Origin of the sequence: Dyadobacter sp. SG02 (assembly GCF_900109045.1) — a bacterium.
Lineage (GTDB): Bacteria > Bacteroidota > Bacteroidia > Cytophagales > Spirosomataceae > Dyadobacter.
Map to the genome: position 1 here is coordinate 682,832 of NZ_FNYL01000001.1, position 20,751 is coordinate 703,582.

Consider the following 20,751-nt stretch of genomic DNA (forward strand, 5'->3'; position numbering starts at 1 on the left):
ATTAGCCATGAAACGTTTTATTTTACTTTTCTGCCTCCTGCCGTTACTCGGACGGGCGCAAACCAAGCTGAGCCTCGCCGATTGCGTGGACCTGCTGACAAAAAACAACCTGCTTTACCAGCAAGGGTCCTTGCAGGCGGAAGCGGCTCAGGCGCAGCTGCGGCAGACAAAGTCACAGATTTTCCCGCAAATCTATATTACGGCCGACCAAAGCCTTAACCTTGGCCGAAGCATCGACCAATATACCAATGAGTACATAGATCAGCTTTACAGCTATAATTCGATCAGCACGGGCTTCCAATTGCCAGTGTACCAGGGAGGAAAACTGGCTAACGAAACACGTCAGGGCACATTGCTCAAAGAGTCGGCCATGGAAAACCGGACCGCCGTACTGAATGCACAGACCATCCTGCTCATGCAGGGGTATGTGAATGTGCTCGCGACGAAGGCATTGCTCGAAGCTGCGGACCAGCAGGTTGAATCGTCGCAGCAGCAGGTGGACAAGGTTCAGAAGCAGGTGGACGCCGGAACTGCCGGGAACAATCTTCTGGCTGAGATCAAGGCACAGCTAGCGAACGATAAATACTTGCGGGTAACGGCGCTTAGCAATTATCGTACGGCGAGGCTCGCATTGTTTCAGCGAATGAATGTTCCCCCCGACGACAATATCGAATTTGAACCGTTGGTACCGAAAGAGAGCGTCGCTCCCGCCACTGCCAATTCGACGGAGCTTTATGAAAACGCTTCCAAAACGTTCCCGGAAATCCGTAGTGCCGAGCTGAACCGTCAGAGCTATAAGTACCTCGTAAAGTCGATCAAAGCATTGAATTTCCCATCGCTGAACCTCAGTACCAACGTGCGGGCATTCTATGCTTCGACAAACGATAACCTCGATTATTTCAAACAGCTGAATGCGACGCGCAACGGCTATATCAACCTTGGATTGAACATCCCGATCATGGGCCGCTGGGTAACCCGGCCGCGCGTGGAGCTGGCCAAAGTGCAGGAACGCCAGGCGCAAAACACGCTCGACATAACCAACCAGCAGCTCCGCCAGGCGATCGAAACAGCGGTGTTGAACCTGAACGCGATGGCCGACAAACATGCCGCGGCGGAAGGCCAGGTAGAATCACTCGGAGCGGCATTCACGGTGGTAGAGAGCAAATTCAATGCAGGTGTGTCGAGCATTTTTGAATACACGCTTTCCAAAGCGAAACTGGCCCAGGCACAAGGCATTGCCATCCAGGCCAAGTATGATTATCTCATGCAACAAAGATTACTACAATACTACCGTCAGGGCAACTGGCAGGGGGTGTTTTAAAATATTCAAGATTGTTAGGTTAAATTTGGTATCGGTAATTCTTAGAGGCAGCCAGGCGCATTGGCTGCTTCTTTCTTTAGTTAAATAAATTTAAATAATTAGGTGGTTACATTATGGTGTGTAAATTAGGTACAAACTAATTTAATGGACCATGAAAAAACTTTTTCTATTGTTACTGCCGGGGATGATGTTGCTGGCAGGAAGCGCGGAAGCGCAATTTCAGAAAGGCGTAAAATATTGGGGCGCGACGATCAATTTCAGGGGTGAGTTTTCGCGCCATACGGACGAATATGACGGACTTGATATGCGCAAAACCAGCAATCCCACGGTCACGCCCGAAGCGCAGCTAGGCTGGTTTGTATCCGGCAAAACCATGCTCGGAGTAGGATTGAAATACAGCCTGAACTACCAAAAGGACGACCAAAGCCCTCTTGACTACGAAGTGAGGGCCTTTAACCAATCCCTGCAACTGTTACCTTTTATCCGACAGTACTATACGCTAAACGACCGATGGTCCATCTTTATCCATGGAGAGTTGGGACCTGCCTATTCCTGGTCGAAAACCAAAAACGGAGGCCTGGTGCCATCCACCAGTAAAAGCGACTATTGGCAATACGGGCTGAACGTCAAACCCGGGGTAGTTTACACATTTCCTAATAAGAAATGGTCATTGGAGGCTTATACGAATTTCCTTGCCCTCAATTTTAACTATCTGCCTTCTCGCCCAGATGCAGACCGGCAATTCAATTTCAGAACGGGCCTGACCACGGATTTCCCGTCCTATTTCTCCCTTCGTATTGCACGGTATATCCAACCTAAAAATTGACCAGCCATGAAAAATATAAGAACCAGCATCCTAATCGTCGCATTTGCGATGACGCATTCACTCGTCACCGCCCAATTCAAGGAAGGAGAGTCGTTCATCGGCGGAGCTTTCAATGTAAATCTTTTTGATTCCAAGTCGAAGGATACGGATTCCCGGTATAATGTCTACGGACATAATATCGACGTGTCGCTGGGAAAGTTCCGGAGCAGTACCAAAGCCGTCGGTTGGACATTGAGCCACAATCTCGCTACTCAAAAAATCAAAAGCTTAACCTTCGAGCCAAAACCATTAAACAGTCTCGGTTTCGGCATTTCGCGCTTCTGGGAATTTTACAAGCCTCTGAACGATAAATTTTCATTGTATGTGCGGCCCAGAATCGGCCTCGGCTACAACCTCGAAAATACCTTTGAAAATGCCAATGGCATCATCACGACAGAAACCCGAATTCATTCCATTTCGCTCGCTGCCAGTGTAGGGGCGGGCATTGCATGGCGCATTGCTCCCAAATGGGCCATTTACGGAGGTTTCGCATTCTCGAATCCGCTCGACGTCTCATTTGGATTTGGTCGGCAGCGTGACGTGGCCAACCCACGCCCGGACGGCCAATATCCCCAAAGCAACTTGCGAGGATTCAGCTATCGCTTTGCCCCGGAGCTATCGTCCGGCTCGATCGGCCTCGGTTTCCGCTACTTCTATTGAGCTCTAAGTCGAAGATAATCGCTTAAAACACATTAAAATCCCCGTGGATATGGCTTTTACCGCCATATCCACTTTTTATTTGTAATGAAAAAACACCTTCTGATTGTCTTCATCGCTGCGTTCAGCGCCTGCCATAAACCTCAAACCACCAACCTCGCCGGCCCCTGGGAGCCCGATTATGATGTAACCCGTTCGGAAGGTGCCATTAAGGAATTCGAAAAAAAGGACGCCGAGCATATGCCGGCGCCTGGCGGAATAGTTTTCACAGGGAGCTCTTCATTTACCAAATGGGTGGATGCCGACAAGGATCTCGCTCCGCTACCGATCATCAACCGGGGGTTCGGAGGCTCTACATTGCCGGAAGTGATCCATTATGCCGATCGCGCGATCACCAAATACAAGCCCAAAACAGTCGTGATCTATTGCGAGAACGATATGTTCGGCAAAAAACCGAAGTCGCCCGAGCAGGTGCGCGACGCGTACGTGACGCTCGTGAAGAAGATCCGCGAGAAACAGCCCGAAGTGCAGATTTACGGCGTATCGCTGAAACCGTCGCCATCGCGCTGGGCAAAGCGGGAGGATGTGATCAAAGCCAACAAACTTATCCAGGATTATATTAAAAAAGACAAGAACCATCATTACATCGATGTATGGCCCGTCATGCTCAAAAACGGCCGGCCCGACGGCGATATCTTCGTGAGCGACAGCCTCCATATGAATGCTGAAGGTTACAAAAGATGGACAAAAGTGTTCCGTCCGATACTGGAAAAATCAGTCTGAAAGTATCCTGCACTTTGCGGTTTTTTACAAAGATTTTAAAAGAACAGATAAGGGTATTGGTTTTAACGTAAAGTCACTATATTGACCGAAAAAATACATTTCCGGGTAAAAAAGTGATATTCCAGTAATGAAAGTAACAGCGGTTTTTGATATTGGCAGGACCAATAAGAAGTATGTACTTTTCAACGAGAAGTATGATATCGTTCATGAGTTTTCAGAATCCCTCCCAGAAACAGTTGACGAAGACGGCTTCCCTACCGAAGATTGCGACCTGTTGACCAAATGGGTGCAGGACCGCTGGGCCGAATTGCTGGCCAATCCGGAATTCGACATCAAGGCCGTGAATGTGGCCGGCTACGGTGCCAGCCTGGTGCATCTCGACGCCGCAAACCGCCCGCTTACGCCGCTGTATTCTTACCTCAAACCATTCCCGGAAGATCTTTTAAAACAGTTTTACAGCACCTACGGCGACCCCACCCGCATTTCATTGCAAACGGGCTCACCGGCCATGGGTATGCTCAACTCGGGCATGCAGCTGTACTGGCTCAAACATACCAAACCGGAGATTTACAGCCAGATCGCCACGACATTACATTTGCCGCAATATATCCTGTACCTACTTACCGGCCGGAAAGTGAGCGATTACACCTCGCTCGGCTGTCATACCGCATTGTGGAGCTTCGAAATGTGGGATTACCACGAGTGGGTGAAACAGGAAGCCATTCATAAGAAACTCGCACCGGTGCTGGCGTCGTCATCGTTCATTTACCGCCATGGCGACAAGGGCATTCAGTCGGGCTTCGGGTTGCACGATAGTTCTTCGGCATTAATACCCTACCGCATGGCAGTGAAAAAGCCATTTGTGCTGCTTTCAACGGGTACCTGGTGTATCAATTTCAATTCGTTCGCCTCGAAACCACTGACTTCTTACCAGCTCGAACGCGACTGCATGAACTACCTCACCCCCGAGGGCAGCGGTGTGACCGCGTCGCGCCTGTTCATGGGGCGCGAGCACGATTACCAGGTAGCGCGCATTGTCGAGTACTTTAAAGTAGAACCTGATTTTTATAAAAAAGTAGCTTTCAACGACGAAATCCTGAAACAGGATACGCCGAAATTCTATACGGCCTGTATGACCGGCAACGGTCCATTCCCCGAGCCGAATACCCAGGAATGGCAGATCAGCGCATTTGCATCGGCGGAGGCTGCATACCATCATTTGATAAAGGGGCTGACCGAACTTCTGTTCGTCTCACTGAATCTGGTGAATATCAACGACGTACACGCGATTTATGTGGACGGCGGATTTGCCCGCAATGAAATATTTACTAGACTTCTGGCGCGTAACTATCCAAACCACAAAGTGTACGTTTCGGATCTGCCGTATGCGACGTCGCTCGGTGCCGCCTTGCACGTGACGCGCCCGCAGACGTACGAGTTTGCGAATGAAATCCGTGAAATAAAACCTTGATCAACTGATCCGGCTCCAGTTAGTTTCTTCCTTGCGCAAGTTTTCGAGATGATTGCGTATGGGATGGTGAACCGGCTGGAGCAGATCGGGATCGGCCGTCAGTATTTCCTCCGCGGACGCCCGTGCCGCTTTCAATATCTCGCCGTCCTGGGCGAGATTGGCTACCAGTAAATCTACCAATCCACTTTGCTGTGTACCCGAAATATCGCCGGGGCCGCGCAATTGCAAATCCACTTCCGCTATTTCGAAACCGTCGTTGGTCGTGCACATGGTTTCAATCCGCAGTTTGGTATCCTTGCTAAGCTTGTAATCCGTCATTAAAATACAATACGACTGCTCCGCCCCGCGCCCTACCCTGCCGCGCAGCTGGTGCAATTGCGACAGTCCGAAGCGCTCCGCATTCTCAATGACCATCACCGACGCATTCGGCACATTCACGCCCACCTCGATCACCGTCGTCGCGACCATGATTTTCGTCTCTCCCCGCACAAAGCGCGACATTTCGAAATCCTTGTCCTGCGACCGCATTTTACCATGCACAATGCTCAGCGGCACACCGGGAAAGGCCCGCGCTACGCTTTCGTAGCCGTCCATCAGGTCTTTCAGATCCATTTTTTCAGACTCTTCTATCAGCGGGTATACCATGTAAACCTGCCGCCCCTTCGCGATTTCTTCTTTGAGAAAACCAAAGACCTGTAAGCGGTTCTTGTCGTACCGGTGTACGGTTTTAATGGGCTTGCGGCCCGCCGGGAGCTCGTTAATAGCAGAAATGTCGAGGTCGCCGTAGAGCGTCATCGCGAGTGTCCGTGGGATAGGCGTGGCCGTCATTACGAGCATATGCGGGTTAATGCGCGAATTTTTAGCCCAGAGCTTGGCACGTTGCGCTACTCCGAACCGGTGCTGCTCGTCGATAATGCAAAGGCCGAGATTTTTGAACTGCACCGCATCCTCGATCAACGCGTGCGTACCGACGATAATGTGTAATGTGCCGTTCAGCAGCTCGCGGTGAATAACCTCGCGCTCCTTCTTCTTGGTGGAGCCCGTCAGCTTGGCGATATTGACTCCGAGCAGATCGGCGAACTTTTTGAGGCCTTGGTAATGCTGGTCGGTAAGGATTTCGGTGGGTGCCATGAGGCACGCCTGGGCGTCGTTGTCCAGTGCAAAGAGCATGGTTATGAATGCAACAATGGTCTTCCCCGAGCCTACATCGCCTTGCAGGAGCCGGTTCATTTGCTTACCGGTTTTCAGGTCCTCGTGGATTTCATGCAGCACGCGTATCTGCGCACCCGTGAGTTTGAAAGGCAAATGCTGGTCGTAAAACTCTTTCACCAGCATTGTCTTATCAAAAATCATCCCCGGATATTCCGTCTTATGGAGGAGTTTATTTTTGATTAACCTGAACTGGTTGTAAAACAGCTCTTCGAACTTCAACCTGCGCTGCGCCTGGTGGAGCGTCCGGCCGTCCTGGGGCAAATGGAAGTGCCATAATGCCTGCGCCTTGGAAACCAGCCGGTACTTCTCGACCAATGGCGCCGGAAGCGTCTCGCGTATATGCGTATGAGCGATTTCCAGCAGGCTCCGCATCATTTTACCGATCGCCTTGCTGTCGAGAAATTTCTTCCTAAGCTTCTCGGTGAGCGGGTAAATGGGTTGCCAATAGCCTGCCGAAGCGTTTTCCTGTGTCAGTACTTCAATTTCCGGATGGGTAATGCTCCATTTACCGCCGAATAGTACAGGGCTTCCATAAACGATATATTCCCCGCCGGGCCTCAGCCACTTTTCATACCACGAAATGCTTTGGAACCACACGAGCTCCAAATAACCTGTCCCGTCCTGAAATGTGCCTACTAACCTCTTCTTGCTCCCCTCTCCGACGATGGCAAAATCGCGCAACCGTCCCTTCACCTGCGCCGCAGGCATTTGTTCGTTCAAGTCGCTAAGCTTATGGAAAACGCTGCGATCCTCGTGGCGGAAAGGATAATGCTGGATAAGGTCTCCGAAGGTAAAAATATTCAGTTCCTGGTTTAGCAATGCGGCTTTTTGTGGCCCCACGCCTTTCAGGAATTCGATCTTGGTGTCGAAAAAACGGGTTCTAACGGATGGGTTTGTTTCAGAAGTCATTATTCAAATATAAACTGAAATCACAAAAAACACCGTTCAGGCACTGCAATTGTTAATCTCTGTTAATGGAGTAGCTAATCTTCCGGTTTTGGCTACAAGACGCTTGACTCGCAACTTTTGAATGCCTTACTTGCTGCTTCGTAGTTCTCTTAACCACCAATCAATTACAAAATCTAAACGACGTATGAAAACCACTTTGTTATCGCTTTTCCTGACACTTATCGCATTCACCTGGGCATCCGCGCAAGACAAGAAGGTAAGCCCGCACGTTACCGCCGACGGCAAAAATATGAGCGTCAAGTATGGTCAGCCATCCAAAAAAGGCCGCGTTCTGTTTGGAAAAGCCGGAAGCGGCAGTCTCGAACCCTATGGCAAACCATGGCGCATCGGAGCTGACGAGGCCACAGAAATCACTTTCAAGAAAGATGCTACTTTCGGAGGTAAAGCAGTAAAAGCAGGAACTTACACCCTGGTAGCCGTTCCTAACGAAAAAGAATGGACCGTCATCCTGAACAGCCAGCTCGGCCAATGGGGCGCTTACGAATACGAAAAGCACAAAGCGAAAAACGTACTTGAAGTGAAAGTACCTAACAAAAACTACCCTGCTTCCGAAGAAAAACTGACTTTCAATGTGAAAGACACCTCTTTGGATTTCCAATGGGATAAAGTGGGCTTCTCGGTTCCCACGAAGTTCTAAAAGCTGGTTTACCATAAACAAGAACGGGGTGTCAGTTTGCTGGCACCCCGTTCTTGTTTCCTTCCCCCCTGCTCTCTTTTCTCCCCTACTACAAATTCTGCTTGATCATATTCTCCAACACCTGCAAATGCTCCGTAAAAGCCTTGTGCCCCTCTCCCGTGGCTTTGTAGGTGGTAAGCGGCTTGCGGCCGTTGAATTGTTTCTGGAATTCGATGTATTTGATTTCTTCCAATGCTTTCAAATGCGAGGCCAGGTTGCCGTCTGTCAGCTGCAACAGTTCTTTCAATTCATTAAAACTGAGGGAATCGTTTACCACCAGCACGGACATGAGCCCAAGCCTGATCTTGCTTTCGAATACCTTATTAAACTTTTCTAACCACTCCATTACAGGTTCCCTGTGACGCGGACGTCTAGTTATTGATTGGCTTCCAGAAACAGCATGGCATCCCTGTTGCGGACCCATACCGCCTGATCGCGTTGGTTGTTGGCGGCCATGGTAAATCCAGAGCCCACCAGGCCGGTTCCTACCGACACCCAGAAAAATGTTTTCAGATGATCGCGGTTGCCCGAGAGCAACGATATCACCGAACCGGCCGATCCGGCCAATGAAATGACCAGGCCAATGCTACGCGTTCTTCTGGATTTCAGATATAGGCCGAGACCGTTCGGCGAAACCATAAATTCATTCCGCAATGCCTTTTGTCCGCTATAAACGACATTGTTTTTGACAAAACTATTCCCATTTCTCAAATAAATGGTTTCCTTATCGTACCATTTTCTCGCTTTGGACGCGGTACTGTCGGATGGTATCCGTACTTGCGCCGAGCAAACGCACCCCGTTACAAGCAATAACAATACCACCGCAACGCCCGATCTGCCGCCTGCGGGCTGCCCACCGGGCAGCTTTTCCCTTTCGTAGCGGTTGTACATCGTGAGGCCGTAAACAATGTGCAGCAGACCGAAACCGATCGCCCAGAAGATCAGCGAATAACCCGTCAGGAACAATGCGACGCAGCCAATGCCGATTTCGGAAATGCCCATATAAAATACTTCCGGGTAGGTAAAACGGCTCGCATTTACGAGCGCCAGGCCATAAAACAACAACGTAACGGGAAACACGAGCCAGATGAAGCCGTAGTGCAGCATGGCCAGTGCGAATATACCGCCTGTTACCAGCGGGATCAGCATCGCGACCAACAACCGCTTTGAACTACCGTTCCAAACCGTAAGGCCTTTTTTACGTCCTCTCCGCACCGTGAGAATGATGCCCACCGCCAATGATGACACCAGTACGCAAATGCCGTCGACCATTAAAAATCCGATCACATCCTGTCGGGAATGCCCGTGGTAAGTGCCGAGCGGCACCAGGATGTCGGCCAGCCAGTCGGTTTTAAAACGGATATAGGCTACACCGGCACCGATGAGCGCAAAAATACCGGCAAAAACCCCGCTCAAACCGCTAAGGGACAAAAACTTGGACGACCGCTCCATCAGGTCGCGGATTTCGTTCAAGGTGTGCAAAGAATCCTGATTCGGGCTCATAAGCGCGTAAATGTAATATCAGTCAGTAATTGTCAGAAATAGTCAGTTACAGTCAGGTGTGGTGCTAAAATAGCAGCAGGATTTTGGGGATAAATACGATTCCTCCCACGATGACCGCCGAAATGGCCAGCAGCAACACGCCGGCGGCGGCCGTATCCTTTACTATTTTAATCACCGGGTGATAATCGGCCGACACGAGATCGGCCAGTTTCTCGATAGCCGTATTGAATGCCTCCGCCGCCCACACGAGCCCGATCTGGATCACTATAATGCACCATTCGGTAGCTGATATATGGAAAAATATACCTGCGATAGCTACCACCAAGCAGGCTATCAAGTGAATGCGTGCATTGTTTTCGTATCGGAACAGGCTGTAAATCCCCGCACCTGCGTAACGGAAGCTTCGGACGGCTTTAAAAATATCGATGGGTCCGTTCATGTTGTTTCATTTCGGCAAAAATATGGAACGCAAAGTACAACAACATGAGCACGAACGAAAACGTAATGGTGTGTTTGATCGCCAGCGGGTCCTTCATGCTATGGTAAATGCCCTTCGCGAGCGCGCCGGGCTGCGTAACGATGTCCCAGCTGTTCCAGCGACCATACCGGCCGAGAAAGATCCCGAAACCACTCAAAATCATGGAGTTCAAAATCGCGAACCACGCCAGACGCTCGTTCCAGCGGTGGGCGATAATGCGGTGAACGATGCGGATGCTGTAAAGGCCGGTCATAAAACCTGCCAGCGAGAATGTAAATATCATCAATGCATCGTACCAGATCATGTTTTCGGGTACACCGCGTAAATGTTTGAGATCGGTAATAATGTAAGGTGCATTCGGAAAAAACAGCAGCCAGACCGCCAGGTAAACCATCAGGATGCCAAATGGCGCCTGCCGGCGTTTCTCCATTTCCCAAACCCATTTAATGAAAAGCAAGGGTATCCAGGCCAGGAATAGGTTCCAGACCAAAAAGATGAAACCCCAGTCTTGCAGGAAAATCCTGACAGATAATAATGCTACCGCGGCGGCGGAAACGAATGCAAGCAGCGCAACTTTCAAATTGCCTTCCAGATAATTGACCAGGTTTCTCAACATCGTTTAAGTTTGTTTAAAGTACTTTGAAATACAAAGTTAATACAAAACGATGCGAAACTGCAAGCGCAGGAAATACATTTAAGTTGAAAATTGGTTACTTGAAGAACGGCTACTTCTTATTATTCGCAGCAAATGCCTTCATCATCGCCCACTCGCGACCGGCCGTTTTGGCTTTAAAGGTTTCCAGGCAGCCACGGTCCTGCAAGGTAATGTAGCAGGTCTTGCCGTTTTTACCTCCGAAACAGATGTTCGAAACCTTCTTTCCGATGGTTTGAATAGTATGGATCACTTTTCCTTCGGGAGAGAGTACCGCCACTTCGCCTTTACCATGCCGGGCAATGTAAAGGTTACCGTGCACATCGCAGCGCATACCGTCCATGCCGCCGTCTTCGAAATGGTGCAGCAGTTTTTTATTGGACAATGTGCCATCCGGCGCGAGATCGAACGCCCATACATTCCGTTGGACGCTCTCGTTGACGTACAACTTCTTCTCGTCGGGACTTACGTCGATGCCATTGGTTGTGCCCATATTTCCAAAGGCCAGGCTTACTTTTCCTTCGGGTGTAATGTGCCAGATTTGCCCGGTACCGTCTTTCCAGTTGGGGTCGGAGGCGAAAATATGGCCCGAGGCGGTTACCGCGAGGTCGTTAGGCTGGTTCATTTTCGGCTCGTTCGCGAAAACAGAGACGTCCTTGGTGATCATATCGACTTTCAGGATGTTGTGGCCGGTGAAATCGGCCACGTAGAAGGTGTTTTTATCCACAAAGCGGATGCCGTTGCCCGTGCTGCCTTTGGGTAATGTCACAAAAAAACTTGCATTGCCCTTCTTGCTGAGCTGCGCGATCGTACCGTCCCGCGCGAAGTTCACGGCGTAGACGTTGCCGTCTTCATCCACCGCGGGGCCTTCGCAGTTGCTGGTAAACTCCCCTTCATTGGAAAACTTTTTACTTTTCGTCTGTGCCTGGCTAATGGCTGGGAATAACAGGGCTACGGCGAGGAGGAACGTTAAAATTCTGGTCATAGGGTAATTTTTCTTCGAAAATCACTGATTTTTCCACTTGATAGCGCAGCCCACCGGCTTTGTAATGGTGGTTACCACGGGTTTACCGCCCGTAAGGTTAGTTACCGCTTCATCGACGTACAATTTGGTCACACCGGCGGCGTCCTGCGGGTTGTCATCGATCATACCCATGTACCGCACCGCGAACTGTGCACCGCTTTTTTGCAACACAAATGCCTGCGGCGTCCGACCGGCCCCGAATTTGCGGGCTACCTGCTGCATATCATCGACAAGATAAGGATAACCATAATGCTTGGCCGCGGAACGCTCCTTCATTTTTTCGAAAGTATCATCCTGGTGCGTTCCCGGATCGCTCGGGTTGATGGCGATCACCGGGTACCCCAGGCCTGCGAATTTGTTGTTGAGGGCGATAATGCGGTCCTCATAAGCCTTTGCAAACGGGCAATGGTTGCTTGTAAATACGACAATCACTCCTTTTGAACCGGCGAAATCCGAAAGCGATACCATGTTTCCATCGGTATTTTTCAAACGGAAATTCGATACGGCATCGCCTACCTGGTATCCGGCCTGCGCATGGGCGAGGTGCCAGAATGAGGCAAGGAACAGCACCATCAAAACCCACCGACTGACTTTTATCTTCATGTTTTCTAAATCTACCGTCTCTAAGACCCCAATAATAGGTAAAAGTAAAAGCGCGACCTGTTAAATATTGTTAAGGCAATTTGTTACGCTCTATGTCTAAACGCGGGAGTCCACCCGAACCATATAAAGGTAACTTTTTGAGCATTTTTAACCACATCCGCGTCTATAATTCAAGTACCTGAATGCCTGTACTCATGACAACCGTAAGGCGCATTACCCTGAATGCCGGCTTGCGTGGTTGCGAGATATTAAAAAAACCGGAATATTCCGCCTAATGCGTTGTGATTCTGCTCCTCTCTTTTTATCTTTGCACCTCAAATTTTGAATCCAGTTTAATATCATTTATTAACATGTACGCAATCGTAGAAATCGCAGGTCAGCAATTTAAAGTTGAAAAGGGTCGCGAAATCTTCACGCATAGGCTTGAAGGTGACGTGAACGCTGCACTTGTATTTGACAAAGTCCTTCTCGTTGATAACGGAGGCACAGTACAGGTAGGTCTTCCGACAGTAGCAGGTGCTTCTGTAAAAGCAACTGTTCTCGAACACCTTAAAGGTGAGAAAGTGATCGTCTTCAAAAAGAAGCGCCGTAAAGGATACCGTGTGAAAAACGGTCACCGTCAGTATCTGACCAAAATCAGCATCGACGAAATCGTTGCTTAATGATTGGGCGGAAGCCAGAAACAGTTCAAACAGGAAACTACAATTTAAGTATAAGATATCATGGCACATAAGAAAGGTGTAGGTAGCTCGAAAAACGGACGTGAATCGGAAAGTAAACGTCTTGGTGTAAAATTATTCGGTGGCCAGTTGGCAAAAGCAGGTAACATCCTGGTTCGTCAGCGTGGAACCAAGCACAACCCAGGTAAAAACGTTGGTATCGGCCGCGACCACACATTGTTCGCATTGGTTGATGGTAACGTGGTGTTCCGTAAGACCCGTGAAAACAGATCTTACGTTCACATCGAACCAATCGCGGTTGAAGTTGCTGCGGAAGCGTAATCAACGCCTCATAGCACTTCCCAAAGAAGTTAAAAAGACCCGTCAGGCATCAGTCTGGCGGGTTTTTTAATGGCTAATGCGCCCTCAGCCAAACCAAAAGCCCGCATTCGGTGTTCTCTAAACCGGAAAGTTGTTCTACCCTATCATTATCGACCATCCCAATGTTGTCACGACCCATTTTTGTATATACCGAATTGAGCCCCAACCCCAATTCGATGAAATTCGTACTGAATTTCGAGCTGGTACCCGATGGCCTTTCATTTGACTATCCTTCACTGGAAGCAGCGCTGGAAGAGGGCAAATCATCGCCGCTCGCCGCCGACCTGTTCCAGTTCCCGCACGTGAAGCGCGTGTTCATCGCGAGCAACTTCATTACCATTACCAAGGGTGACGATGTTGCGTGGGAAGAGGTTTTGCGCGATACGAAGCAGTTCATCAAGATCTATTTTGAAGAAAATCACCCGGTATTCGAGCAAAAAACGATCGATAGCAACACGCTGATCGTCGATGCGAGGGATTCCGACACGGTGCAGAAAATCAAGGCGGCACTGGATCAATATGTACGTCCTGCCGTTGAATCGGACGGCGGCGCGATCAACTTCCATTCTTTCGACGAAGGTTCGGGCGTAGTGAAAGTGCTTTTACAAGGTTCTTGCAGCGGCTGCCCGTCGTCGACATTGACGTTGAAAGCCGGTATCGAAAATCTGCTCACCCGTATGGTGCCCGATGTGAAAGAAGTAGTTGCAGAAGGCGTTTAATGCCTGAAAGATATGTACGAAAACCCTGTCGCACCCGGCAGGGTTTCTTTTTATAATGTGTTTTGTTAGTTTCGGCGCATGAAGCCACCGCTGGAAAAGTTTATCGACCGCATTGAGGCATTACAATCGACCGGTAATGCATTATTTCCCAAGGGCATTTTTCCGGCGCAGCGATCCAACCCCATCATTGGCTACCGGCGGCCGGATACAACGATGTTCTTCTCGGCCATTATCGCATTCACGCTCCAATCCATCCGGAAATATTGCAATGCGGAAAGTCAGTCGCAGATCGATTTGATCCGCGCATCAGTAACCGCCAACTACCCCGATTTTCAGAACAAGGACGGTTTAAAAACTTATAATTTCTGGAAAACAAAGCCCTCGCGCCACTTCCCTAACGGGCGCTGGTTTCACCGTTTCGAGCATTTCCGTATTCCCGACGACATCGACGATACCGCATTCGCTTATCTGACCACTAACCCTTCGGAGAAAGAATTGATTTGGCTAAAAGAAAAACTGGCTCTCCACGCCAACGGCACCAAACTCTGGATCCGAAATACCTATCCCGAATACAAAACGCTGCGGGCGTATTCCACCTGGTTTGGCAAGAATATGTACGTGGAGTTCGATGTGAGCGTGCTGAGCAATATGCTGTATTGCATTTTGCATCACAAACTGCCCCTGAACGTGCACGACGAAGCCAGTTTTGAGTATATCCGCTCAGTCATTGAAACGCGCCGGTATATCAATGCTCCGTTCCGTTGCGCGCATCAGTACCCACGCACGCCGCTGATCGTCTACCACGTTTCAAGGCTTATCGCTGCATTCGATCCACCGGTATTGCAAGGTGTAAAAGAACAGCTGATCGGCGACACGGAAAACCTTTTGAAAAATACCCGCAGCCGCATGGACCAGGTCTTGCTCGCAAGCTCACTGATGCGGTTCGGGGTAATAACGGACCGCATTCCGGTTGAAACATTGACCGAAAAGGATTTCAAAGGCTTTTACTTCTTCATAGCAGGCCTGCTTACGGCTTACGAGAATCCGACACTTTACAAGTTGTCGGTTAACCCGCTCGTGCACATGCATTGGACCTGCGAGGCGCATTGCTGGACGCTCCTGGCCGAATACGAGGCATTATGGAACCAGCAGCGACCGAATGGCGCTTTACCATTATCCAAACCCAGCTAGGCAATGGCAGACGATACCCTATCATTGAAGCTCCGCGAAATCATCCGCGAAACCGACGACGCCAAAACCTTCGTCTTCGAAACGCTCGACGGCAGCACATTAAATTACAAAGCAGGCCAATTCCTCACATTTCTGATCGATATGCACGGCCATGAGGTGCGGCGTTCCTATTCAATGAGTACTGCTCCCGGTGTGGACGCATTTCCTGCTATCACCGTCAAAAGAGTGCCTAATGGTGAGATTTCGCGGTTCTGGATCGATATTGTAAAAATTGGCGACACCTTTTCCGTGCTGGCGCCGTCGGGCAGGTTTGTCCTGGAAAAAGAGGATGCCGGTGAACGTGACATCGTGCTGATCGGTGCGGGGAGTGGCATTACGCCGCTCTTTTCATTGTTAAAACAAACCCTCACACAGGAAACGAAAAGCCAGGTAACACTGATTTACGCAAGCCGGAACGTCCGCAACACGCTTTTCTGGAACAGTATTATCGATTGGCAAGAACGGTTTCCCGAACGGCTGCATGTAATTAACATTCACAGCCAGCCTACGGAAGACTGGACCGGCATTCAGGGGCGCATTAATAATACGCGGTTGGAACAGCTCGTGCGCAGCGCTATCCGCTTCAAGCACGAAGATGCCCGGTTTTTCATCTGCGGGCCGTTCGAACTGATGCGCTCTGCCGGGATAACCCTGCATTTCATGGGCTTCCGGAGCGAGCAGATTCGCAAGGAGAACTTCGTGATTCCCTCCCCGCCTCCGCCGCCGCCCGTATCATACCCGCATCGCATCATGCTCGATTTCCGTGGCTCGACGTACGACCTCCCCGTTCCCGCGCATTCGACCGTGCTCGACGCAGCGCTCGCCGAGGGCATACAGCTCCCGTACAGCTGCAAAGGCGGGCGTTGCGCCTCGTGTGCGGCCGTATGCACAAGCGGGAAATTGCACATGAGCGTGAACGAAGTCCTCACCGATCGCGACCTCGCCGAAGGGTGGATACTGACCTGCTCTGCGTATGTCGACAGCGACGATGTGGCCATCGAATTCAGACAGGCTTAAAAACAAAGAAGCGCACAGACGATGCCGTACGCTTCACTTAGGTTTAGGATATGAGGAATTTCAATGATTGAATTCCTGAAAAGGTTAAAGGTTAGGAGTAATTAAGAATAAAATTTTCTTTCTTATCTTATTTACAAAATTAGTTGTCAAATTGGTTTTTCCTAACAAAATTTAAAAAAGTGTTCGAGCACGCAATGTAAAACACACGCCGGGCTCGTGCACACCAATTACTACCCATAGTAGTTTTCAGTCAGGTAAAGCTAATGGCAACTGCCCGAAATCTCAAATTTATCATAAAAAAAATTTGAAAAATTTTGTTCAGCATAGTTGCCTTCCACTAGAAACAGACTATTTAACCCATGTTCATAATTACTTGTTAGATTTGCTGAACGGAACCGAAAAATCCCTGAATTAAAGTCGAGTGTGAAAAAGAAAATTGTCAGAATCAAAGATATAGCGGAAAGGGCGCAAACCTCCAAAGGCACGGTGGACCGCGTTTTACACAACCGCGGCAGAGTAGCCGACGATGTACGTGAGCGAATCCTGGCCATCATCAAAGAGTTGAATTACGAGCCCAATCTGATCGCCCAATCCCTGAAATCGCAGCGGGCTTTCAACCTCGCAGCCCTCATCCCCGACCCCAACCTCGACTCGTACTGGGAAGCACCGCATAACGGTCTCGAAAAGGCCGAGAAAGAGCTCCGGCAGTACGGGGTACACATCACCAAATTCATATTCAATTCGCATTCCGAGACTTCTTTCATCGCGAAAGCGAAGGAGGTAGGTCGTGAACATCCGGACGGCCTGCTCATTGCACCGATATTCTACAAAGAGGCATTACCGTTCTTCAAGGAATGGGCCGATATGGGCATTCCTTACGTGCTTTTCAACACGCAGATAGAGCACGTGAACCCGCTGTGCTACATCGGCCAGGATTCTTACCGGAGCGGTTCGCTGGCGGCGAAAATCCTGCGTTTCGGGTTGCATTCACCGGGTACCGTACTGGTCGCGCACGTCAACGAGGATATTTCCAACTCGGCGCATTTGATTACCAAGGAAGAAGGTTTCCGTAATTATTTCAAAGGCGAGCAACTTGACGATACGTTTAAGGTGATCAGCAAGGAAATCAATTTTCCGGAAGAAGAAGGCCTGGACAAGCAACTCGACGAGCTGCGCAAGCAATATCCCGACCTCGGCGCGGTATACGTTACGAATTCAAAAGCATTTGAGGTAGCCGCTTACCTTGAAAAGAATGCATTAAAGGACATCAAACTAGTCGGTTATGACCTGATCGGCCCGAACCAGCAATACCTCAACAAAGGCATTATCGATTTCCTCATCAACCAAAACCCGCTAGGGCAAGGCTATTGGGGTATTCACCAATTGGCAAACCATTTAATTTTCAAAAAGGAGATCCCGGCCATCAAATTCCTGCCGCTGGACATTATTACGAAGGAAAATCTGGATTATTACCTTGATCCGCAGTAATGCGACGGTGGTAATGTGTGGTCAGGTGTTGTCAGGTCTTGTCAAGCGTTGTCAGGTGGTCGGGTAGTGGTCAAGTATGGTCAGATGTGGTCATTTGTGGTCAGGAATTGTCAGTACGAAAATGCGGCCTATAATCGAGTAGCGATGAAACGTAGGTAGCAATCGAACCGAATAATGTATTTTGGAAAATGCCGTCAGGCATGCAACAACAATGCGCTGTTGTTGCATGCCTGACGGCATTTTTGGACATAATCCATACAGTTACCTTCCTACCAATATTACATGCCTAACGGCATTTGGCCACCGGCCAATTTAAAAATTGACCGTACCTGACCACTACCTGACTACTACCTGACCACACCTGACTACTACCTGACTACGCCTGACCACTACCTGACCACTCTTGACAAAACCTGACAACCTCTCCTCCAAACTACCAATAAGTCGCGGTGTTACAAATCCCCAAACTGGCTATACATTTCTTTCAGCTTCGGCTCGGTTTCCTTCGCGCGAATGTCTTTGCGGAGCGCGGTTACGCCCTGAATGTCGGTAAGCAGCCCCAGCGCCTGGAATGCGCCGAAGCGTACGAAATACGACGAATTGTCGCGCGCAAGACCTTCCAGGATCGGAATGCTTTTGCGCTGAACATCCTGCTTCGATTTAATGAGGTATTTACCAAAAACTTGCAGGAAGTTGTATTTCTCTGTCGGTTTCATCGCCTTCATTTTCGCGAGGAACCAGTCGAACCGCTCGGGCTGGGCGAGACCTGCGTAATAATTACCTACCGACGTAATGATCGCGTCGTTGGGCGAGTTTTCGAACTGTGCCGCTACTTCCGCCGCGTCGTTCGGCTGGCTCATGAGGTATTTCTCGATGGCTACCGATGCTACCAGGTAAGAACTGTCGGTCAAAGCCGCTTTGAAAATCGGGTCGCTGTTATTGTCACCGAACGATGCCAGGGTAATGATTGCTTCCGAGCGTACCTGCGGGTGCGGGTCCGTCTGCGCGCGGTTTTGAATTACTTTTTCAATATCCGCAAAACCTTCCCCGGCATATTCGGCAAAGTTGCTGATCGCCATCTGACGCAGTTTCCAGAATGGATCGTCCATGGCTTTCACGAGGATTTTGCGGGCGGTAGTATCGGCCAACGCACCTTCCAAAGAAGATAATGCCTCGTATTTATGCAGGAACCGGTCGGAATTCACATATTGAAATTCCATTTCCGGTCTGTTTTTATCATGTTCCACAACGGCCAGCAGGTTCGCATCGGCGTCGAAGACTACCAGATCCGGCTTTTTCGCGGCGGGGAATTCGAGCGTCTGGTTCACTTTGTCCACAACCACATCGTAGCGGCTCTTTTTACCGGAAACCCACACATCCACTTTCACCGGCAAGCGATAAATCGTCGTAGCGACCGTATCCTGGGTTTGCTTTATTTTTAAAACAACCTTTGATTGCGCAAGCACAAATTGCTGATCGATCTTCAACACGGGATGTCCCGGTCTGTGGAACCACTGGTCAAAGAACCAGTTCAAGTCCTGTCCTGTCACTTTCTCGAACGCAATGCGCAATTCGTCGATCTCCGCCGTTCCGAATGCGTGTGATTTGAGGTACAACTGCAATGCCGCAAAGAATGCATCGTCGCCCACCTGCGCCCGCAGCATATGCAAAATGCGACCTCCTTTTGCATAGGAATGCGCATCGAACATATTCTCCCGATCCTTATAAAAGTAGCGGATCATCGGCACCTGCTTTGTTTCCGATTCTGCGAGATATTCTTTCATTTCCTGTAAATTACCCCAGTCCGCCTCGAAGCGACCATCGTTGTATTCGCTCCAAAGGTATTCGGCGTAGTTGGCAAACGACTCGTTCAAAGGCAACTGGCCCCATTCTTCGGCGGTAACATAATCCCCGAACCAGTGATGCGCCAGTTCGTGGGCGATTACCGCATCGGAATTGCCGTCTACCAGCGAACGGGCGTCGTTTTGCACGCCTTCCTCATGGACAGTGGCGGTAGTATTTTCCATGGCACCGGCGACAAAATCACGCACGGCGATCTGCGCATATTTTTCCCACGGATATTCCACCCCGAAAATATTGGTAAAGAAACCCATCATTTCCGGCGTCCGCCCAAAGATCGCGTGTGCGTCGGCGCCGTATCTGGGTTCCACGTAATAACTCAGTTCGAGCCCGTTCGGCATCATGTCTTTCGCCACCGCGAAATCACCCACGGCAATCATCGCCAGGTACGGCGCGTGCGGCTTGGTCTGCTTCCAATGGTCGGTGCGGAGGCCCTTTTTGCCTTCCTCCTGCCCTACCAACAACCCATTCGAAAGGGTTTTGTAAGTACTATCGACGGTAATGTAAATATCCTGGGTAAATTTCTGGTTCGGGGCGTCGATCGTCGGGAACCAGCAGGAACTGCCTTCCGTCTCCCCCTGCGTCCATACCTGCCGGGGCTTACCTTCGTCGAGGCCGTCGGCATTGATAAAATAGAGCCCTTTATCGGACGCGCTATCATCTTCCTTGCCCCTCGGTACGTCGTTTGGCTTGGCCGTGTAATCGATTTTTACGAAAAGTGTGTCCTTGCGGGTGTATTCCTGGCCCAGCTTGATGATCAGCCTGCGTTTGTCGTAGGTAAATTCCAGCTTCTTTTTGATCTTACCTGCAATCTCCTCCGTCGGCAGGTCGCCGTATTCCGCATTCGTGTCGAGTAGCGATACGCCTTTTACTTCGAATCCCTTGGCATCGAGTTCGAGTGTATTCTGCGGATAAAAGTGGGGTTTGAATTTCAAAATCGCCGAAGCGGGCACCTGTTGTTTCACCCAATCCAGCTGTATATCCAGTCTTGTATATAAAATATCGCTTTTGCGGGGTCTTTCGGGTCGGTAAGGCCCCTGCTTGGTTACCGCACCCGGATTTCTTCTGTAAAGTGTATCAGCCTCCGCACCAGCCATGGCCGGAGCGCTGAATGAAAGAGAGAGTATACCAAAAACTGTAAAGATCAATCGGTTCAAAGAAGGCCTTTTAATATCACCGGTCA

The 20,751-nt window shown here is 49.8% G+C and carries 20 protein-coding genes; 12 read left to right on the forward strand and 8 right to left on the reverse strand.

Annotation, left to right across the window (positions count from 1 at the left end):
* Nucleotides 1–7 precede the first annotated feature (7 nt).
* The 5 genes from BMW93_RS02870 (at nucleotide 8) to BMW93_RS02890 (ending at nucleotide 5,097) form a co-directional block, all read left to right on the forward strand.
* Complete coding sequence (locus tag BMW93_RS02870; RefSeq protein ID WP_090373662.1) at nucleotides 8–1,321, forward strand: TolC family protein; 1,314 nt, start codon at nucleotides 8–10, stop codon at nucleotides 1,319–1,321.
* Between the two features lie 151 nt (nucleotides 1,322–1,472).
* Entirely contained in the window at nucleotides 1,473–2,147 is a 675-nt protein-coding gene (locus BMW93_RS02875) for an outer membrane beta-barrel protein (RefSeq protein WP_143061572.1), read from the forward strand.
* A 6-nt stretch (nucleotides 2,148–2,153) separates the two neighbouring features.
* Nucleotides 2,154–2,846 (forward strand): outer membrane protein, encoded by a 693-nt coding sequence (locus BMW93_RS02880; protein ID WP_090373664.1) that lies wholly within the window; start codon nucleotides 2,154–2,156, stop codon nucleotides 2,844–2,846.
* 84 nt (nucleotides 2,847–2,930) lie between these two features.
* Complete coding sequence (locus BMW93_RS02885) at nucleotides 2,931–3,626, forward strand: GDSL-type esterase/lipase family protein (RefSeq protein ID WP_090373665.1); 696 nt, start codon at nucleotides 2,931–2,933, stop codon at nucleotides 3,624–3,626.
* 127 nt (nucleotides 3,627–3,753) lie between these two features.
* Nucleotides 3,754–5,097, forward strand: coding sequence for an FGGY-family carbohydrate kinase (locus BMW93_RS02890; protein ID WP_090373666.1), 1,344 nt, complete (start codon nucleotides 3,754–3,756; stop codon nucleotides 5,095–5,097).
* Here BMW93_RS02890 and recG read toward each other — a convergent pair whose 3' ends face one another.
* Nucleotides 5,098–7,218, reverse strand: coding sequence for an ATP-dependent DNA helicase RecG (gene recG / locus BMW93_RS02895; protein WP_090373667.1), 2,121 nt, complete (start codon nucleotides 7,216–7,218; stop codon nucleotides 5,098–5,100). It abuts the gene before it with no gap.
* A 184-nt stretch (nucleotides 7,219–7,402) separates the two neighbouring features.
* On the opposite strand from recG, the gene BMW93_RS02900 reads away from it, so the two are divergent.
* On the forward strand, nucleotides 7,403–7,915 hold the full coding sequence (locus tag BMW93_RS02900; protein ID WP_090373668.1) for a DUF2911 domain-containing protein: 513 nt from the start codon (nucleotides 7,403–7,405) through the stop codon (nucleotides 7,913–7,915).
* Nucleotides 7,916–8,003: 88 nt separating this feature from the next.
* Here the strand turns inward: BMW93_RS02900 and BMW93_RS02905 are convergent, their stop codons facing one another.
* From BMW93_RS02905 to BMW93_RS02930, 6 genes are all read right to left on the reverse strand, one after another.
* Complete coding sequence (locus BMW93_RS02905) at nucleotides 8,004–8,300, reverse strand: transcriptional regulator (protein WP_090373669.1); 297 nt, start codon at nucleotides 8,298–8,300, stop codon at nucleotides 8,004–8,006.
* 29 nt (nucleotides 8,301–8,329) lie between these two features.
* Complete coding sequence (locus BMW93_RS36125; RefSeq protein WP_090373670.1) at nucleotides 8,330–9,457, reverse strand: hypothetical protein; 1,128 nt, start codon at nucleotides 9,455–9,457, stop codon at nucleotides 8,330–8,332.
* Between the two features lie 64 nt (nucleotides 9,458–9,521).
* A complete protein-coding gene (locus tag BMW93_RS02915; RefSeq protein WP_090373671.1) occupies nucleotides 9,522–9,896 on the reverse strand; it encodes a diacylglycerol kinase family protein in 375 nt (124 codons plus the stop codon).
* Nucleotides 9,871–10,551 carry a DUF1361 domain-containing protein gene (locus BMW93_RS02920; protein WP_090373672.1) on the reverse strand — a complete coding sequence of 227 codons (681 nt, stop codon included), beginning with the start codon at nucleotides 10,549–10,551 and terminating at the stop codon, nucleotides 9,871–9,873. The genes BMW93_RS02915 and BMW93_RS02920 overlap by 26 nt, the downstream gene beginning before the upstream one ends.
* Before the next feature lie 109 nt (nucleotides 10,552–10,660).
* Entirely contained in the window at nucleotides 10,661–11,572 is a 912-nt protein-coding gene (locus BMW93_RS02925; protein WP_090373673.1) for an SMP-30/gluconolactonase/LRE family protein, read from the reverse strand.
* 21 nt (nucleotides 11,573–11,593) lie between these two features.
* Nucleotides 11,594–12,214 carry a thioredoxin family protein gene (locus tag BMW93_RS02930; RefSeq protein WP_090373674.1) on the reverse strand — a complete coding sequence of 207 codons (621 nt, stop codon included), beginning with the start codon at nucleotides 12,212–12,214 and terminating at the stop codon, nucleotides 11,594–11,596.
* Between the two features lie 350 nt (nucleotides 12,215–12,564).
* Here BMW93_RS02930 and rplU point away from each other — a divergent pair, with 350 nt between their 5' ends.
* The 6 genes from rplU (at nucleotide 12,565) to BMW93_RS02960 (ending at nucleotide 17,708) form a co-directional block, all read left to right on the forward strand.
* Entirely contained in the window at nucleotides 12,565–12,876 is a 312-nt protein-coding gene (gene rplU / locus BMW93_RS02935) for a 50S ribosomal protein L21 (RefSeq protein ID WP_015814326.1), read from the forward strand.
* A gap of 60 nt (nucleotides 12,877–12,936) precedes the next feature.
* On the forward strand, nucleotides 12,937–13,215 hold the full coding sequence (gene rpmA, locus BMW93_RS02940) for a 50S ribosomal protein L27 (protein WP_090373675.1): 279 nt from the start codon (nucleotides 12,937–12,939) through the stop codon (nucleotides 13,213–13,215).
* Nucleotides 13,216–13,376: 161 nt separating this feature from the next.
* Nucleotides 13,377–13,973 carry a NifU family protein gene (locus tag BMW93_RS02945; RefSeq protein ID WP_090373676.1) on the forward strand — a complete coding sequence of 199 codons (597 nt, stop codon included), beginning with the start codon at nucleotides 13,377–13,379 and terminating at the stop codon, nucleotides 13,971–13,973.
* Between the two features lie 78 nt (nucleotides 13,974–14,051).
* Complete coding sequence (locus BMW93_RS02950; RefSeq protein WP_090373677.1) at nucleotides 14,052–15,164, forward strand: hypothetical protein; 1,113 nt, start codon at nucleotides 14,052–14,054, stop codon at nucleotides 15,162–15,164.
* 3 nt (nucleotides 15,165–15,167) lie between these two features.
* On the forward strand, nucleotides 15,168–16,220 hold the full coding sequence (locus BMW93_RS02955) for a ferredoxin--NADP reductase (RefSeq protein ID WP_090373678.1): 1,053 nt from the start codon (nucleotides 15,168–15,170) through the stop codon (nucleotides 16,218–16,220).
* Nucleotides 16,221–16,643: 423 nt separating this feature from the next.
* The gene (locus BMW93_RS02960) at nucleotides 16,644–17,708 is read left to right on the forward strand and encodes a substrate-binding domain-containing protein (protein WP_090373679.1); all 1,065 of its coding nucleotides are present in this window, start codon (nucleotides 16,644–16,646) and stop codon (nucleotides 17,706–17,708) included.
* Between the two features lie 452 nt (nucleotides 17,709–18,160).
* Here the strand turns inward: BMW93_RS02960 and BMW93_RS02965 are convergent, their stop codons facing one another.
* Entirely contained in the window at nucleotides 18,161–20,725 is a 2,565-nt protein-coding gene (locus tag BMW93_RS02965) for a M1 family aminopeptidase (protein WP_229240154.1), read from the reverse strand.
* Between the last annotated feature and the right edge of the window lie 26 nt (nucleotides 20,726–20,751).

What these genes read in the sequence shown, in the direction of transcription:
- BMW93_RS02870 (WP_090373662.1), top strand. Translation starts at nt 8, where the DNA reads ATGAAACGTTTTATTTTACTTTTCTGCCTCCTGCCGTTACTCGGACGG.
- BMW93_RS02875 (WP_143061572.1), top strand. Translation starts at nt 1,473, where the DNA reads ATGAAAAAACTTTTTCTATTGTTACTGCCGGGGATGATGTTGCTGGCA.
- BMW93_RS02880 (WP_090373664.1), top strand. Translation starts at nt 2,154, where the DNA reads ATGAAAAATATAAGAACCAGCATCCTAATCGTCGCATTTGCGATGACG.
- BMW93_RS02885 (WP_090373665.1), top strand. Translation starts at nt 2,931, where the DNA reads ATGAAAAAACACCTTCTGATTGTCTTCATCGCTGCGTTCAGCGCCTGC.
- BMW93_RS02890 (WP_090373666.1), top strand. Translation starts at nt 3,754, where the DNA reads ATGAAAGTAACAGCGGTTTTTGATATTGGCAGGACCAATAAGAAGTAT.
- recG (WP_090373667.1), bottom strand. Translation starts at nt 7,218, where the DNA reads ATGACTTCTGAAACAAACCCATCCGTTAGAACCCGTTTTTTCGACACC.
- BMW93_RS02900 (WP_090373668.1), top strand. Translation starts at nt 7,403, where the DNA reads ATGAAAACCACTTTGTTATCGCTTTTCCTGACACTTATCGCATTCACC.
- BMW93_RS02905 (WP_090373669.1), bottom strand. Translation starts at nt 8,300, where the DNA reads ATGGAGTGGTTAGAAAAGTTTAATAAGGTATTCGAAAGCAAGATCAGG.
- BMW93_RS36125 (WP_090373670.1), bottom strand. Translation starts at nt 9,457, where the DNA reads ATGAGCCCGAATCAGGATTCTTTGCACACCTTGAACGAAATCCGCGAC.
- BMW93_RS02915 (WP_090373671.1), bottom strand. Translation starts at nt 9,896, where the DNA reads ATGAACGGACCCATCGATATTTTTAAAGCCGTCCGAAGCTTCCGTTAC.
- BMW93_RS02920 (WP_090373672.1), bottom strand. Translation starts at nt 10,551, where the DNA reads ATGTTGAGAAACCTGGTCAATTATCTGGAAGGCAATTTGAAAGTTGCG.
- BMW93_RS02925 (WP_090373673.1), bottom strand. Translation starts at nt 11,572, where the DNA reads ATGACCAGAATTTTAACGTTCCTCCTCGCCGTAGCCCTGTTATTCCCA.
- BMW93_RS02930 (WP_090373674.1), bottom strand. Translation starts at nt 12,214, where the DNA reads ATGAAGATAAAAGTCAGTCGGTGGGTTTTGATGGTGCTGTTCCTTGCC.
- rplU (WP_015814326.1), top strand. Translation starts at nt 12,565, where the DNA reads ATGTACGCAATCGTAGAAATCGCAGGTCAGCAATTTAAAGTTGAAAAG.
- rpmA (WP_090373675.1), top strand. Translation starts at nt 12,937, where the DNA reads ATGGCACATAAGAAAGGTGTAGGTAGCTCGAAAAACGGACGTGAATCG.
- BMW93_RS02945 (WP_090373676.1), top strand. Translation starts at nt 13,377, where the DNA reads ATGTTGTCACGACCCATTTTTGTATATACCGAATTGAGCCCCAACCCC.
- BMW93_RS02950 (WP_090373677.1), top strand. Translation starts at nt 14,052, where the DNA reads ATGAAGCCACCGCTGGAAAAGTTTATCGACCGCATTGAGGCATTACAA.
- BMW93_RS02955 (WP_090373678.1), top strand. Translation starts at nt 15,168, where the DNA reads ATGGCAGACGATACCCTATCATTGAAGCTCCGCGAAATCATCCGCGAA.